The organism is Stenotrophomonas aracearum, assembly GCF_031834615.1.
Taxonomy (GTDB): Bacteria; Pseudomonadota; Gammaproteobacteria; order Xanthomonadales; family Xanthomonadaceae; genus Stenotrophomonas; species Stenotrophomonas aracearum.
This window is the reverse complement of the sequence record NZ_CP115543.1, coordinates 1,489,275-1,503,059: the sequence shown is the minus strand read 5'-3', so window position 1 is coordinate 1,503,059 and position 13,785 is coordinate 1,489,275. Positions and strand designations below refer to the sequence as shown.

General features: G+C 67.8%; 16 protein-coding genes. 6 read left to right on the top strand and 10 right to left on the bottom strand.

What is annotated here, in order from left to right; all coding sequences use genetic code 11:
- Nucleotides 1-24: 24 nt before the first annotated feature.
- A complete protein-coding gene (locus PDM28_RS06935) occupies nucleotides 25-606 on the top strand; it encodes a superoxide dismutase (RefSeq protein ID WP_311184273.1) in 582 nt (193 codons plus the stop codon).
- Here PDM28_RS06935 and PDM28_RS06930 read toward each other — a convergent pair whose 3' ends face one another.
- Both PDM28_RS06930 and purE read right to left on the bottom strand, forming a co-directional pair.
- Entirely contained in the window at nucleotides 607-1,755 is a 1,149-nt protein-coding gene (locus PDM28_RS06930; RefSeq protein WP_311184272.1) for a 5-(carboxyamino)imidazole ribonucleotide synthase, read from the bottom strand. It lies immediately after the preceding gene.
- The gene (gene purE / locus PDM28_RS06925) at nucleotides 1,752-2,255 is read right to left on the bottom strand and encodes a 5-(carboxyamino)imidazole ribonucleotide mutase (RefSeq protein ID WP_070206940.1); all 504 of its coding nucleotides are present in this window, start codon (nucleotides 2,253-2,255) and stop codon (nucleotides 1,752-1,754) included. The genes PDM28_RS06930 and purE overlap by 4 nt, the downstream gene beginning before the upstream one ends.
- 60 nt (nucleotides 2,256-2,315) lie before the next feature.
- On the opposite strand from purE, the gene PDM28_RS06920 reads away from it, so the two are divergent.
- From PDM28_RS06920 to PDM28_RS06905, 4 genes are all read left to right on the top strand, one after another.
- A complete protein-coding gene (locus PDM28_RS06920; RefSeq protein ID WP_311184271.1) occupies nucleotides 2,316-2,585 on the top strand; it encodes a Trm112 family protein in 270 nt (89 codons plus the stop codon).
- Nucleotides 2,582-3,439: a carboxylating nicotinate-nucleotide diphosphorylase gene (gene nadC, locus PDM28_RS06915; RefSeq protein ID WP_102945829.1), complete on the top strand. Its 858-nt coding sequence runs from the start codon at nucleotides 2,582-2,584 to the stop codon at nucleotides 3,437-3,439. Before PDM28_RS06920 ends, nadC begins: the two co-directional genes overlap by 4 nt.
- Nucleotides 3,440-3,515: 76 nt before the next feature.
- Complete coding sequence (locus PDM28_RS06910) at nucleotides 3,516-4,652, top strand: DUF2272 domain-containing protein (RefSeq protein ID WP_311184270.1); 1,137 nt, start codon at nucleotides 3,516-3,518, stop codon at nucleotides 4,650-4,652.
- A 61-nt stretch (nucleotides 4,653-4,713) separates the two neighbouring features.
- Nucleotides 4,714-5,070, top strand: coding sequence for a DUF3301 domain-containing protein (locus PDM28_RS06905; RefSeq protein WP_070206936.1), 357 nt, complete (start codon nucleotides 4,714-4,716; stop codon nucleotides 5,068-5,070).
- Between the two features lie 36 nt (nucleotides 5,071-5,106).
- On the opposite strand, the gene PDM28_RS06900 is transcribed toward PDM28_RS06905, so the two are convergent.
- The 6 genes from PDM28_RS06900 to PDM28_RS06875 form a co-directional block, all read right to left on the bottom strand.
- Nucleotides 5,107-5,547: a ClpXP protease specificity-enhancing factor gene (locus tag PDM28_RS06900; protein ID WP_102945832.1), complete on the bottom strand. Its 441-nt coding sequence runs from the start codon at nucleotides 5,545-5,547 to the stop codon at nucleotides 5,107-5,109.
- Nucleotides 5,548-5,583: 36 nt separating this feature from the next.
- The gene (locus tag PDM28_RS06895; RefSeq protein WP_070206934.1) at nucleotides 5,584-6,219 is read right to left on the bottom strand and encodes a glutathione S-transferase N-terminal domain-containing protein; all 636 of its coding nucleotides are present in this window, start codon (nucleotides 6,217-6,219) and stop codon (nucleotides 5,584-5,586) included.
- A gap of 147 nt (nucleotides 6,220-6,366) precedes the next feature.
- Nucleotides 6,367-7,068 carry a cytochrome c1 gene (locus tag PDM28_RS06890; RefSeq protein ID WP_253256716.1) on the bottom strand — a complete coding sequence of 234 codons (702 nt, stop codon included), beginning with the start codon at nucleotides 7,066-7,068 and terminating at the stop codon, nucleotides 6,367-6,369.
- A gap of 37 nt (nucleotides 7,069-7,105) precedes the next feature.
- Nucleotides 7,106-8,365, bottom strand: coding sequence for a cytochrome b (locus PDM28_RS06885; protein WP_102945834.1), 1,260 nt, complete (start codon nucleotides 8,363-8,365; stop codon nucleotides 7,106-7,108).
- A gap of 2 nt (nucleotides 8,366-8,367) precedes the next feature.
- The gene (gene petA, locus PDM28_RS06880; RefSeq protein WP_102945835.1) at nucleotides 8,368-8,988 is read right to left on the bottom strand and encodes a ubiquinol-cytochrome c reductase iron-sulfur subunit; all 621 of its coding nucleotides are present in this window, start codon (nucleotides 8,986-8,988) and stop codon (nucleotides 8,368-8,370) included.
- Between the two features lie 143 nt (nucleotides 8,989-9,131).
- Entirely contained in the window at nucleotides 9,132-10,106 is a 975-nt protein-coding gene (locus PDM28_RS06875) for a lytic transglycosylase domain-containing protein (protein WP_311184269.1), read from the bottom strand.
- Nucleotides 10,107-10,274: 168 nt separating this feature from the next.
- Here PDM28_RS06875 and miaB point away from each other — a divergent pair, with 168 nt between their 5' ends.
- Entirely contained in the window at nucleotides 10,275-11,723 is a 1,449-nt protein-coding gene (gene miaB, locus PDM28_RS06870; RefSeq protein ID WP_311184268.1) for a tRNA (N6-isopentenyl adenosine(37)-C2)-methylthiotransferase MiaB, read from the top strand.
- Here the strand turns inward: miaB and PDM28_RS06865 are convergent, their stop codons facing one another.
- Nucleotides 11,724-12,839, bottom strand: a complete 1,116-nt coding sequence (locus tag PDM28_RS06865) for an ABC transporter permease (RefSeq protein ID WP_102945838.1) — start codon at nucleotides 12,837-12,839, stop codon at nucleotides 11,724-11,726. It abuts the gene before it with no gap.
- On the bottom strand, nucleotides 12,836-13,771 hold the full coding sequence (locus tag PDM28_RS06860; protein ID WP_311184663.1) for an ABC transporter ATP-binding protein: 936 nt from the start codon (nucleotides 13,769-13,771) through the stop codon (nucleotides 12,836-12,838). Before PDM28_RS06860 ends, PDM28_RS06865 begins: the two co-directional genes overlap by 4 nt.
- Between the last annotated feature and the right edge of the window lie 14 nt (nucleotides 13,772-13,785).

Genomic DNA, 13,785 nt, shown 5'->3' with positions numbered 1-13,785 from the left:
ATCCTACTGGCCCTGCTGCGACCCATGCCCTTCGACCTGCCCCGCCTGCCCTACGACCGTACCGCCCTGCAGCCGCACCTGTCGGCCACCAGCCTGGACCTGCACCACGGACAGCACCACCGGGCCTATCTGGAGGCGGTCAACGCACGCATTGAAGGCACCGAGCTGGCCGAGCTGTCGCTGGAGGAGATCGTGCGGCAGAGCCAGGGCAGCCTGTTCGACACGGCCGCGCAGGCCTGGAACCACGCCTTCTACTGGCAGTGCCTGGGGCCGCGCGCGGGCGGCGATCCGCAGGGGCGTCTGGGCGAGCTGGTGAGCCGCCATTTCGGCGATGCCAAGCGCCTGCGCGAGGAGTTCGAGCGGGTCGCGCTCGGCCTGTTCGGTGCCGGCTGGGTGTGGCTGGTGCAGCACCCGTCCGGGGCGCTGGCGATCCAGGCCACGCGCAATGCCGGCACGCCGCTGACCGGGCAGAGCACGCCGCTGCTGGCGTGCAATGTGTGGGAACACGCCTATTACACCGACTACCAGAACGACCGCGCGCGTTATCTCGAGGCGTTCTGGAAGCTGGTCAACTGGAACTTCGTGGCCTCGCAGCTGCGCGAGTAATTACCTGCGCAGCGTTGCGACCGCCGGAGCGACCTGTTCGGCTCGCTGCAGCCGGGTGCCCACCGCTTCGATCTCAGTCGCCAGCTGCGCCGCGTCATCGCCGCGCAGGGTGGCGTGGCCGACCTTGCGCCCGTCGCGCGGCTGCTTGCCGTAGTCGTGCCAATGGCCGCCCGGCTGGGCCAGCACGGCGTCGGCATCGGGCATCTCACCGATCCAGTTGAGCATGCAGGCATGGCCGAGCATGCGGGTGTCGCCCAGCGGCAGGCCGAGTACGGCGCGCAGGTGGTTCTCGAACTGCGAGGTTTCGCTGCCTTCGATCGTCCAGTGCCCGGAGTTGTGCACGCGCGGCGCCATTTCGTTGGCCAGCAGTTCCTCGCCCCGGCAGAACAGTTCGAGCGCGAACACCCCCACGTAGTCCAGCTTCTCGGCCAGGGTGCGGGCGTAGCCGATGGCGGCGTCGTACTGCGCGGGTGACAGGCGGGCCGGCGCCACGCTGGCCGAGAGCACACCGTTGACGTGCCAGTTGCCGGTCACCGGCCAGGCGCGGAACTCGCCGTCCAGCCCGCGCACGGCGACCACGCTGACCTCGCGCTCGAAGGCGACGAAGCCTTCCAGGATCAGGCCGGTGCGCTCCACCTGGCCACCGAGTTCGGCCCAGGCCGCGTCGATGTCGGCGGCGCTGCGCAAGCGGAACTGGCCCTTGCCGTCGTAGCCGAAGCGGCGGGTCTTGAGGATGCACGGCAGGCCGAACTCGCCGACCCTGGCGGCCAGCTCATCGCGGCTGCGGATGTCGGCGAACGGTGGCAGCGGGATGCCGAGTCCGGCGAACAGGGTCTTTTCGCTCAGGCGATCCTGCGCGACGGCCAGCGCATCCGGGCTGGGATGCACCGGAACGCGGTCGGCCAGGAACTGCGCACTGCGCGCCGGCACGTTCTCGAAATCGAAGGTGACCACGTCGACCCGCTCGGCGAACGCGGCCAGCGCGGCCTCGTCCTCGAAGGCGGCGACCTGCAGCGGCGCCACCTGGCCGCCGCACGCGTCGGCGGCCGGGTCGAACAATTCAAAGCGCAGGCCCATCGGGGCGCCGGCCAGGACCATCATGCGGGCGAGCTGGCCGCCGCCCAGGATGCCAACGGTCTTCACGGTCATTGGCGCGGGTCGTCGTGGGCCATGACGTCTTCGGTCTGGCGGGCGCGGAAGGCGTCCAGCGCCTGGCCGATGGCGGCCTGTTCCGGCGCCAGCATGGCCGCGGCGAACAGCGCGGCATTGGACGCCCCGGCATTGCCGATGGCGAAGGTGGCGACCGGGATGCCGGCCGGCATCTGCACGATCGACAGCAGCGAGTCCATGCCGTTCAGGGCCTTGGACTGCACCGGCACGCCCAGTACCGGCACGGCGGTCTTGGCCGCGATCATGCCCGGCAGGTGCGCGGCGCCGCCGGCACCGGCGATGATCGCGCGCAGGCCACGCGGGCCGGCCTGTTCGGCGTAGGTGAACAGCACGTCCGGGGTCCGGTGCGCGGATACTACTTTGACTTCGTAGGGAACACCGAGCGCGTCGAGCTTCTGCGCCGCATGCTGCATGGTCTCCCAGTCGGAGCGGGAACCCATGACGATGCCGACGAGCGGCGCGGATTGGTTGGGGGTCATTGGCCGTCACCTGCCTTAAAGACGTATTCTAGCCGCCTTCCACGCATTACGAAGAACCCCATGGATCGCAAAGTCATCGATCGGCTGTGCTCGCCGAACACCCGCCAGCCCCTGTCCCTCCTTGACGCCACGGGCCTTGAGGCGCTGAACCAGGCCATCGCGGCCGGTGCCGTGGCCAAGGCAAGCGGCGACCCGCAGGGCGAGAAGCTGCGCGAGGCACTGCTGACCCGCGACCGCACGCAGGTCTTCCGCGTGGACGACGGCATTCCGGTGCTGCTGGCCGAAGAGGCCATCGACACCGCGCAGATCGCCAACTTCCCGGAAAAATGAGCCCGGCCCCGCTGACGCCTCCGGCCCCGGCGCAGGTCCAGGCCGACGTGGCCCGCGCCCTGGCCGAGGACATCGGCAGCGGCGATGTCACCGCCGCCCTGCTCCCGGACCGCCCGGACAGCGCCTACCTGCTGTGCAAGCAGGACGCGGTGATCGCCGGTCGGCCGTGGTTCGACGCCACCCACCAGGCGCTGGATCCGGACGTGCGGATCGAGTGGCGGGTCGCTGAAGGCGATACGGTCGCCGCCGGCACGGTGTTGGCGATCCTGCACGGGCGCAACCGCAGCCTGGTCAGTGCCGAGCGCACCTCGCTGAATTTCCTGCAGACGCTGTCCGGCACCGCGACTACCACGGCCCGCTACGTGGCTGCCGTGGCCGGGACCGGCACGCGCATCCTGGACACGCGCAAGACCCTGCCCGGGCTGCGCGTGGCGCAGAAGTACGCAGTACGCTGCGGTGGTGGCGACAACCACCGCCAGGGCCTGTTCGATACGGTGATGCTCAAGGAAAACCACATCCGCGCCGCCGGGTCGCTGACCGCAGCGGTGCAGGCTGCACGCGCGCAGTGGCCGCAGCTGCCGCTGGTGGTGGAGGTGGAAGACCTGGACCAGCTGCGTGAGGCGCTGGCCGTGGGGTGCGACCGGATCCTGATCGACGACTTCGACGCCGCCATGCGGCGCGAGGCGGTGCGCATTGCCGCCGGGCGGATTCCGCTGGAGGTGTCCGGCAGCGTGGATCTCGCTGGGCTGCGGGCGATTGCCGAAGACGGAGTGGACTGCATCTCGATCGGGGGCTTGACCAAGCATGTGCAGGCGATCGATCTGTCGTTGAAGCTGGGCGATCCGCCGCGGTAGCGTCGGATTCCGGATTTTCACGGTGCGGGCAAGGCGTGTTTGCGACGCTGTGCGTGCCCCCACCTGGAGAGCGCGTATGCGCCCCCTGCTCCTGCTTGCCTGCCTCTCGCCCGCAGCGCTGCTGCTGCCGGGCACCGCTGCCGCCGCCGAAGTCTGCGACATCCCACCGCGCTATGGACTGAGCCCGCTGGCCGTCAGCATCGTGCGCACCGCCTGCAACGAGCACCGCCTGTGGTACCGGCCCTTCATCGACGCCGAAGGACGCGCCGCCAACCTCGGCGTCAGCGAGGCCGAGCGGCTGTACCTTTCCGACGACAGCATGCCGGCTTGGCAGCGCGTGGTTGCGTACTGGCGCGACAGCGGCACCCTGGGCCCCATGGGCAGCCAGCCCGGCGCGACCAGCTGCATGCAGCCGTTCGGCACGCGCTACAGCGACAGCGACTGCCGGGCCTTCCTGATCGACAACCCGTGGTCGGCGGCGTTCATTTCCTGGGTAATGAGCCGGGCCGGCGTGCCGGGCTTTACCCGCTCGCCGCGCCACATCGACTACATCCGCGCGGCGTACCAGAACAGCGGCCCGTACCGCATGAGCGACCCGGCGCAGGAAAAACCCGCCCCCGGCGACCTGCTGTGCTACCTGCGCGACCGCGACGAGACGCTGAGCTACGCCGGACTGGTACAGCAGCTCAGCGGGGGCAAGGTGGCGAACTGGAAATCGCATTGCGAGGTGGTGATCGCGGCCAACATGGGCGGCGACCACACGCTGTACCTGATCGGCGGCAACGTCATGAACACGGTGGCGATGCGTAAACTGCCGCTGGACCGCAACGGCCGCATCCAGCTGCCGCCGGCCCGCTCCTACGATCCGTACGGCATCGGCTGCACGCCGGGCCGCGAAGACGAGTGCAACTTCAACCGCCAGGATTGGGCAGCCCTGCTGAAGCTGGTGGCGACCTCGCCGGTGGGATACACGCCCAGTTACCCGCCAGCGCCAACGTCTGCGACGGCGCCCGTGCCCGCGTATGCGCCGACCACTCCCCCACCACCTACAACCGCCCAGCCGGGCGTACCGACGACCCCGCCGCCGCAGAAGCTGACCTTCCCGCGCGTGGTTCCACCGCGACCCGTGCCGCCGCAGTCGCCGCAATCGCCTCCTCCGCCGCCGCAGCCGCAGCAGCCGCCCAACAAGGTGGACGAACCGCAGCCGGGTTGATCCGCGACCGGTTCGTCGCCATCTTGGAGGTTCCTGACCCCGATGCCGTGCCGAGCCGACGATGCCCAGCTTGATCCTGTTGATGATTGGCGGTGCCTTCGCCTACGCGTTCTGGAACTCGTCGCGCGCCGCCGCCGAGCGCGCGATCGAACTGGGCCGCAACGCCTGCCGCGCCGCCGACGTGCAGTGGCTGGACCAGGCCGTGCATGCCAGCAGCATCCGCGTGTGCCGCAAGGAGAACGGCTGGCTGGGCTGGGAGCGGACCTACCGGTTCGAGTACTCGCACGACGGCATCGACCGCCACACCGGCCGCATGGTGCTGCGTGGCGACCAGCTGGTGGCGTTCGTGGGGCCGTCGGCGGCGCGCATCAGCGAGATCCGCCGCAGCGTGGATACCAGCGGCGCTGAAGACGTATAGGGAAAAAGAAATCGCCGCCCATGGGGCGGCGATTTTTTATTTCACCACCCGCAGGTGCGGACGGCCGCTGGGCTTGGGCGGGGTGTCGTCCGGGGTCGGGCTGTCGTCCGGCGGCAGCGTATCGTCCGGGCTCGGCTCGTGGCCGGGAATGTCGTCCGGCAGTGCCATGCCCTGCCCGGTCTCGCGGGCGTAGACCGCCAGCACGGCCGAGATCGGCACCTGCACCGGGTAGCTGGTGCCGGAAAAGCGCGCCGAGAAGCTCACGCTGTCGTTGTCGATATGCAGGCGCACCACCGCGCGTTCGGCGATGTTGAGCACCACCCTACCATCCTTCACCGCGCTCGGCGGCACCTGCACGCCGGGCATGCCGGCGTCGACCAGGATGTGCGGGGTCAGGTCGTTGTCGTTGATCCATTCCACCAGGGCCCGCAACAGGTACGGGCGGTGGCTGGTCATGCGGAAAGTGTCTTCAGTCATGCCGCAAGTGTACGCGTCCGCGCAGCGAAACGGTTCTCAGGCCGGCAGCTCGCGCAGCTTCTTTTCCTGGTCGGTGAGGCTGCGGATGAAGCCGGGATGGCGGAAGATGCGGTTGCCGTAGTCCTCGATCGACTTGCCGTCCTTGGGCAGCGGCACGTCCAGCGACTGCAGGCGCCAGATGATCGGCGCCATGGCGCAATCGGCCAGGCTCATTTCCGGGTTGAGGAAGAACTTGCTGGCCTTGAACAGTGGCACCGCGCTGGTCAGCAGTTCCTTCAGGCGCTTGCGACCGGCTTCGGCCTGGGTTTTGTTGCCGAGCTGGATCGCCTGCACCTGCGGCACCCAGTCGTGTTCGATGCGCAGCATCGCCAGGCGGATGCGCGCACGCGACAGCGGGTCGACCGGCATCAGCGGCGGGTGCGGGTAGCGTTCGTCGAGGTATTCGCTGACCACCGAGGCCGCGTACAGCACCAGCTCGCGCTCGACCAGGGTCGGCACCGAGTGGTACGGGTTGAGGTCGATCAGGTCCTCGGGCGGGTTCTGCGGGTCGACCGGGACGAAATCATAGGTAACGCCCTTGGCAGCCAGCACCAGGCGCACGCGATGGCACAGCACGTCGTCGTTCGAGGAAAACAGCGTCAGGGTATTCCGCATGCGTACGCTCGCCGCCATCAAAGGCTCTCCAGCAGTCGATATCCGTCGACTGCATCGGCGCCGCCGGCCCATTGCCGACAGTCGTCACAGGTCCCGAGTGTGCAACTGCCCATCACAAAAGCCAATAGGCCGATCGATGTAGATAGACGCCGCCAATCGCAAACCTCAGTGCACGTCCTTCCAGTACTCCTTCTTCAACAGGTAGATCAGGAAGGTCAGCAACGCCAGGAACAGCACCACCCACACGCCCAGCTGCTGCCGCTTCAACGCGGCCGGCTCGCCGGCGTACTCCAGGAAATTGGTGATGTCCCGCACCGCCTGGTCGTACTGCCCCGGGTCGAGGCTGCCGGGCTGGGCCAGGGTCAGTCCGGTCACCGGCGCATCGGCGCCCGGTGCTTCCGGCTTGCCTTTCACCGCATGCTGCAGGCCCTGCATTTCCCACAGCGGGTTGGGCATGGAGGCATTGGGGAACAAGGCATTGTTCCAGCCCAGCGGCCGGGTCGGGTCCAGGTAGAACGACTTGAGGTAGGTGTAGACCCAGTCGCTGCCACGCACCCGCGAGATCAGGCTGAGATCCGGCGGCATCTTGCCGAACCACTTCTCGGCCTGGGCATGCGGCATGGTCACCGGCACCGGTTCGCCGATCGGCACGCCGGTGAAGTTGAGGTTGTTCATGACCTCTTCTTCGCTCAGCCCCAGGTCCGCGGCCATGCGCGAGTAACGCAGGTACTTGAGCGCGTGGCAGCCCGAGCAGTAGTTCATGTAGAGCTGCGCGCCGCGCTGCAGCGACGCGCGGTCGCCCAGGTCGTTGCCGGCCTGCAGGGTCTTGCCGCCTTCGGCGGCACCGGCCACGGTACTCGCCAGCATCAGGGCGGCCGCGCAGGCCAGCCGGACAATCCAGTGGTCAGTCATGCGTGGTCACCCGGTCCGGTACCGGCTTGGTCCTGTCCAGCTTGGTCCATATCGGCATGGTGATGAAGAAGGCGAAGTAGAGGAAGGTCAGCACGCGCCCGACATAGGTTTCATGCGCGTCGGTGCCGGGGCCGGAGCCGATTACGCCCAGCCAGATGAAGCACACCGCGAACACCCCCAGCAGTGCCTTGGACAGCACCCCGCGGTAGCGGTACGACTTGACCCGCGCGCGGTCCAGCCATGGCACCAGGAACAGGATGGCGATGGCCGAGAACATCACGATCACGCCACCCAGCTTGTTGGGCACCACGCGCAACATCGCGTAGTACGGCGTGTAGTACCAGACCGGTTTGATGTGCTCGGGGGTGACCAGGCGGTTGGCCTCGGTGAAGTTGTCGTGTTCCAGGAACAGCCCGCCAAAGCCCGGCGCGAAGAAGATGATGAAGGCCGCCAGCACCAGCAGGAACCCGGCGCCCACGCCGTCCTTGAGGGTGTAATACGGATGGAACGGGATGCCGTCGGTGGGCGCGGTCGGCGACCAGCGGTTGCCCTTCGGGCCCTTCTTGATCTCCACGCCGTCCGGGTTGTTGGAGCCCACTTCGTGCAGCGCGCCCAGGTGCAGCACGACCAGCAGCAGCAGCACCAGCGGCAGTGCGATCACGTGCAGTGCGAAGAAGCGGTTGAGGGTGGCGTCGCTGGGCAGGTAGTCGCCCATGATCCATTCGGTGAGTCCGTTGCCGATCACCGGGATCGCACCGAACAGCGAGATGATCACCTTCGCGCCCCAGAACGACATCTGCCCCCACGGCAGCACGTAGCCCATGAAGGCTTCGGCCATCAGCACCAGGTAGATCAGCATGCCCAGGATCCAGACCAGCTCGCGCGGCTTCTGGTAGCTGCCGTACATCAGGCCGCGGAACATGTGCAGGTAGACCACGATGAAGAACAGCGAGGCCCCGGTGGAGTGCATGTAGCGGATCAGCCAGCCCCACTCCACGTCGCGCATGATGTACTCGACCGACGCGAACGCTTCCGCCGCGCTGGTCTTGTAATGCATGGTGAGGAAGATGCCGGTGACGATCTGGTTGACCAGGATCAGCAGGGCGAGCGAGCCGAAGTAGTACCAGAGGTTGAAGTTCTTCGGCGCGTAGTACTCGCTGACATGCTTGCGGTACACCGGCATCAGCCCGGGCGCGCGCGCGTTGACCCAGTCGGCGACGCCGGTGGCGGTACGGGAAAGGATGTTGGCCATGCTTACGCTGCCCCCTGCGGATCAACGCCGATGATGATGGTGCTGTCGTCCTGGTAATGGTGCGGCGGCACCAGCAGGTTGATCGGCGCCGGGACGCCCTGGAAGACGCGGCCGGACATGTCGAAGCGCGACTTGTGGCAGGGGCAGAAGTAGCCGCCCTTCCACTCGGGGTCGAACGGCTCGGGGCGGATCTCGGCGATCATTTCCGGCGAGCAGCCCAGGTGCGTGCACAGCCCGACCAGGACCGAGACCTCGGCCTTGATCGAACGGAATTCGGGGTTCTGCTTGAGCACGTAGGCCGGCTGCTGGTCCTTGTTCTCGGACTGCGGATCGCGCAGTCGACCGTCCAGCCCGGGCAACGACTCGAGAATGGCCTTGGAGCGTTTGACGATCCAGATCGGCTGGCCTCGCCACTCCATGACCAGTCGTTGGCCTTCCTGCAGCGCGCTGATGTCGGCAGTCACGGGCGCACCGGCCAGCTTGGCGCGGGCACTGGGATTCCAGGACTTGATGAACGGAACTGCTGCAAAACCGACGCCGACCGCTCCCACCACTGCAGTGGTTGCTGAAAGAAATCGTCGACGTCCAGTGTTTACTGGATCGTTTACCCCATCGTTGGCCATCCGGCACTCCGATATTGATTTAGGTAGCTTGAGGCTGCCAGCAGACCGGTGGGGGCCAGTCCACAATGAATCAGGAACGACTATAGCGGAAGCAAAGTCCTGCGCACAACGCATTCAGTCCGATGATCGACGGGATCCGGACATCATTGCGCCGTGCTGGTGGCACCGCGATAGCGCTCGGCCAACTGGGCCACGCGCTTCACGTAGTACTGGGTTTCGCTGTACGGCGGCACGCCACCATGGCGGTCGACCGCGCCTTCGCCGGCGTTGTAACCGGCGGCGGCCAGGGTCAGGTTGCCGTTGAAGCGCTTGAGCAGCCACGACAGGTACTGCACGCCGCCGCGGATGTTCTGCGCGGCGTCGTAGGAGTCGGTGACGCCGAAGCGACGCGCGGTGGGCGGCATCAGCTGCATCAGGCCCTGCGCGCCGGCGCGGCTGAGCGCGGTCGGGTTGTAGGCCGATTCGGCATGGATGATGGCGCGCACGATCGCTTCTTCCACCCCGAACTCGCGCGCGGCGGCGGAGATCTCGGATTGGAACGCGGTGGTGTTGAGGCGGACCGAGCCGAAGTTGACGCCCGGGTTGGCGCCGCACGCATAGCAGCGCTCGATGTAGCTGTAGCGGATGGTGCGGACCTGGCCGAGGCTGGCCAGCTGCGCCGGCCGCTGGCTGGTGTAGTGGCGCACCCCGTCCTGCATGTAGGAGTAGACCTGCCCGTTGACCACCCGCGGCGCCTTGCCACCTGAGGGTGCGGCGGCCGGGGCCGAGGCGGCGGTGAGCACGGTGGCGGGCTGGGCCGGGGCCGAGGCGGGGGTGATGGCGCTGGCCGCCTTGGCGCCGTCGGCCGCTGCGGGGGCCGGCGTGCCTGCGGTGGTCGCGACCGCTGCGGCGGCAGCAGTTGGCGCGGGGGCGGCGGCCGGTGGCGGAACGTAGCGGCGCGGGGCGCTGCGGTCCGGGCGGTAGCTGCTGACCACGCTGCAGCTGGCACCGGGCAGGCGCTTGCTGACGTAGTTGGAGATGCCGTCGGCACCGACGCACTTGTACAGGGTGCCCGCACTGGCCGGCATAGCGGTCAGCGCAGCCAAGGCCAGCGCAGCGATCCCCAGAATCCCCTTCATGGCGCGGAGTGTCTCCGTTTCGCGGGCCCTTGCCAAGGGTTTGACGCGACATTCACATAGCGCGTCACGTTCCGCCCGGGGGCCCGGCCCCGGAACCGGTACAATGCCCGCCCATTCCGCCGCCCCGCCCAGGGCCGCGCGCCCGCCCACCCGACTGGAATAAGCGCCATGACCGGGACGCCAGCTTCGACCCTGCCGACCTCGGCCGGCACCGCCGTGCCTGCCACCGATTCGCCCCGCCCCGACCTGCTGCCCCTGCCCGGCGCCCGCCCGCAGGTGGCCGGCCCGGTGCGCGGCAAGTTGTACATCAAGACCCACGGTTGCCAGATGAACGAGTACGACTCGACCAAGATGGCCGACGTGCTTGCCGCCGAAGAAGGCCTGGAGCTGACCGACGACCCGGCCGAGGCCGACGTGCTGCTGATGAACACCTGCTCGATCCGCGAGAAGGCGCAGGAGAAGGTGTTCAGCCAGCTCGGTTACTGGAAGGCACTGAAGAACAACGGTCGTGGCGTGATCATCGGGGTGGGGGGCTGCGTGGCCTCGCAGGAAGGCGAGGCGATCATCAAGCGCGCCCCGCACGTGGACCTGGTGTTCGGCCCGCAGACCCTGCACCGCCTGCCGGAGCTGATCCGCCAGCGCCGCGAATCGGGGAAATCGCAGGTCGACATCAGCTTCCCGGAGATCGAGAAGTTCGACCGCCTGCCCGAACCGCGGGCCGAGGGTGGCTCGGCCTTCGTCTCGATCATGGAAGGCTGCTCCAAATACTGCTCGTTCTGCGTGGTGCCCTACACCCGTGGCACCGAAGTCAGCCGCCCGTTCGAGGACGTGGTGGTGGAAGTGGCACAGCTGGCCGCACAGGGCGTGCGCGAGATCAACCTGCTGGGCCAGAACGTCAACGCCTATCGCGGTCCGTACGGCGACGGCGAGCTCGCCGACCTCGGGCTGCTGATCCGCACCATCGCCGAGATCGACGGCGTGGACCGGATCCGCTTCACCACTTCGCACCCGCTGGAGTTCAGCGACTCGCTGGTGGATGCCTACCGCGACGTGCCGCAGCTGGCCAACTTCCTGCACCTGCCGGTGCAGGCCGGCAGCGACCGCGTGCTGTCGGCGATGAAGCGCGGCTACACCGCGCTGGAGTTCAAGGCGAAGATCCGCAAGCTCCGTGCGGTGCGCCCGGACATTTCGATCAGTTCGGACTTCATCGTGGGCTTCCCCGGTGAAACCGAGGCGGACTTCGAGAAGACCATGAAGCTGATCGAAGACGTGGGCTTCGACCAGAGCTTCTCCTTCATCTATTCGCGTCGCCCCGGCACCCCGGCGGCGGACCTGGAAGATACGATCACCGACGCCGAGAAGCATGCACGCCTGTCGCGCCTGCAGGCGCGCATCAACGAGCAGGCCGCGGCCATTTCGCAGGCGATGGTCGGCACGGTGCAGACGGTGCTGGTGGAAGGCCCCTCGCGCCGCAATGCAGACGAGCTGACCGGCAAGACCGAGAACATGCGCTCGGTGAATTTCCCGGGCCAGGCGCGGTTGGTCGGGCAATTGGTCGACGTGGAAATCACCGAGGCGTACAGCAATTCGCTGCGCGGGCGGTTGGTGGTCGCCTGATCAATCCAATCGCTTGCGGAACCGCAGAATCGCCAGCGTCATCATCACCACGATGAAGGCCAGCAGCGCCAGCACTTCCGGCCATAGCTCCCACCAGCGTGCGCCGCGCAGCATGATGCCGCGCACCAGGCGCAGGAAATGGGTGAGCGGCAGGATCTCCGCCACCCACTGCACGACGCGCGGCATGCCGGCGAACGGGAACATGAAGCCGGACAGCAGGATCGATGGCAGGAACACGAACATCGTCATCTGCATGGCCTGGAACTGCGACTGCGCCTTGGTCGAGATCAGCAGGCCAAGCGACAGGTTCGCCGCGATCAACAGCACCGCCGCCAGGTAGACGTCCAGCACGCTGCCGCGCACCGGCACCTGGAACAGCCACATCCCCAGCAGCAGCACCAGCGTGGTCTGGATCAGCCCGATCGCCGCGTACGGCAGCACCTTGCCCACCATCAGCTCGCTGCTGCTCAACGGTGTGGCAATAAGCAGTTCCATGTTGCCGCGCTCGCGTTCGCGCACGATCGCCACGGCGGTGAACATCACCATGGTCATGGTCAGGATGATCCCGATCAGCCCCGGCACGATGTTGATCGCCGAGCGCCGCTCCGGGTTGTAGAAGGCCACCACGCTGATCTGCCCCGCAGACCCCGCCGCGCCGGCACGCAGCGGCCGGTCATTGCGCAGCGGCTGGGTATCCAGCGGCACCTGCGCCAGCTGCACCGCCGCGCTCTGCACCACGGTATCGCTGCCGTCCACCAGCACCTGCACCGCTTCGCGGCCGTCGAAGCGACGGCGCTCGAAATCCGGCGGAATCACGATGCCCAGGCTGACCTGCCCGCGCCGCAGCGCGGTCATCAGCTGTTCGGGCGTGTCCACGTGCAGGGTCGGCGTGATCACGCCGGTGGCGACCATGTCCATCAGCAGCGCGCGCGAGGCCGAGGTGCCGGCCTGGTCGGCGATGCCGGTGTCCAGGTTGCGCAGGTTGAGGTTGATCGCGTACCCGAACAACACCAGCTGCATCACCGGAATGCCGACGATCATGGCCAGGGTGATGCGGTCGCGGCGCATCTGACGCAGTTCCTTGAGCACGATCGCCCACAGCCGGCGCAGGTTCATCGCGTGGCCTCGGCGTCAGCCGGTGCCTCGCGTCCGCGCGTGGCCGAGACGAACACGTCTTCCAGGTTGGGCTCGCTGCGCACCACCTCCGCACCCTTCCCGTCCTCGCGCAACGCCTGCTGCAGTCGCGGCTGCGCATCATCGCTGCTGTCGAGAAGCACGCGCAGCGTGTTGCCGATCTGGGCCACGCTGAGCACGCCCGGCAGGCCGGACAGCGCGCGTTGCGCCTGCCGCGGCTGCGCGGCATGCACTTCCAGGGTGCGCCCCTGCAATGCCGCGGTCAGCTCGGCCGGGCTGCCGTCGGCGACCAGCACGCCACGGTCGAGGATGGCCAGCCGATGGCAGCGTTCGGCCTCGTCCATGTAGTGCGTGGAGACCAGCAGGGTGGTGCCGGCGTCGGCCAGGTCGAAGAGTTTTTCCCAGAAATCGCGCCGCGATTCCGGGTCGACCGCGCTGGTCGGTTCGTCCAGGAACAGCAGCTCCGGTTCGTGGATGACCGCCCCGGCCAGGGCCAGCCGCTGCTTCTGGCCGCCGCTCATGGTGCCGGCCAGCTGCTTCTGGCGGTCCTCGAACCGGTACTGCTGCAGCAGCGTGTCGATGCGCTGCGCGGCCTTGGCACGCGGGATGTCCTGCACGGCGGCCAGGAACTCCAGGTTCTCGCGCACGGTGAGGTCTTCGAACAGCGAAAAACGCTGGGTCATGTAGCCGATGCGACGGCGCAGCGTTTCGGCCTGTTCGGGAATGCGCAGGCCCAGCACTTCGATTTCGCCTTCGGTCGGCGTGAGCAGGCCGCACAGCATGCGGATGGTGGTCGACTTGCCCGAGCCGTTCGGGCCGAGGAATCCGTAGACGTTGGCGCGCGGCACGCTGAGGTCGACATGGTCGACCGCCACCAAGTTGCCGAAACGCTTGGTCAGGCCACGCGCGCGGATCGCCAGCGGCTGGG

Bases quoted from the DNA above. Each gene is read 5' to 3' on its own strand.
- PDM28_RS06885 (WP_102945834.1), bottom strand. From the start codon at position 8,365: ATGGCCAACATCCTTTCCCGTACCGCCACCGGCGTCGCCGACTGGGTC.
- PDM28_RS06930 (WP_311184272.1), bottom strand. From the start codon at position 1,755: ATGACCGTGAAGACCGTTGGCATCCTGGGCGGCGGCCAGCTCGCCCGC.
- nadC (WP_102945829.1), top strand. From the start codon at position 2,582: ATGAGCCCGGCCCCGCTGACGCCTCCGGCCCCGGCGCAGGTCCAGGCC.
- PDM28_RS06935 (WP_311184273.1), top strand. From the start codon at position 25: ATGCCCTTCGACCTGCCCCGCCTGCCCTACGACCGTACCGCCCTGCAG.
- miaB (WP_311184268.1), top strand. From the start codon at position 10,275: ATGACCGGGACGCCAGCTTCGACCCTGCCGACCTCGGCCGGCACCGCC.
- PDM28_RS06900 (WP_102945832.1), bottom strand. From the start codon at position 5,547: ATGACTGAAGACACTTTCCGCATGACCAGCCACCGCCCGTACCTGTTG.
- PDM28_RS06910 (WP_311184270.1), top strand. From the start codon at position 3,516: ATGCGCCCCCTGCTCCTGCTTGCCTGCCTCTCGCCCGCAGCGCTGCTG.
- PDM28_RS06875 (WP_311184269.1), bottom strand. From the start codon at position 10,106: ATGAAGGGGATTCTGGGGATCGCTGCGCTGGCCTTGGCTGCGCTGACC.
- PDM28_RS06920 (WP_311184271.1), top strand. From the start codon at position 2,316: ATGGATCGCAAAGTCATCGATCGGCTGTGCTCGCCGAACACCCGCCAG.
- PDM28_RS06905 (WP_070206936.1), top strand. From the start codon at position 4,714: ATGCCCAGCTTGATCCTGTTGATGATTGGCGGTGCCTTCGCCTACGCG.
- petA (WP_102945835.1), bottom strand. From the start codon at position 8,988: ATGGCCAACGATGGGGTAAACGATCCAGTAAACACTGGACGTCGACGA.
- PDM28_RS06890 (WP_253256716.1), bottom strand. From the start codon at position 7,068: ATGCTGGCGAGTACCGTGGCCGGTGCCGCCGAAGGCGGCAAGACCCTG.
- purE (WP_070206940.1), bottom strand. From the start codon at position 2,255: ATGACCCCCAACCAATCCGCGCCGCTCGTCGGCATCGTCATGGGTTCC.
- PDM28_RS06895 (WP_070206934.1), bottom strand. From the start codon at position 6,219: ATGGCGGCGAGCGTACGCATGCGGAATACCCTGACGCTGTTTTCCTCG.
- PDM28_RS06865 (WP_102945838.1), bottom strand. From the start codon at position 12,839: ATGAACCTGCGCCGGCTGTGGGCGATCGTGCTCAAGGAACTGCGTCAG.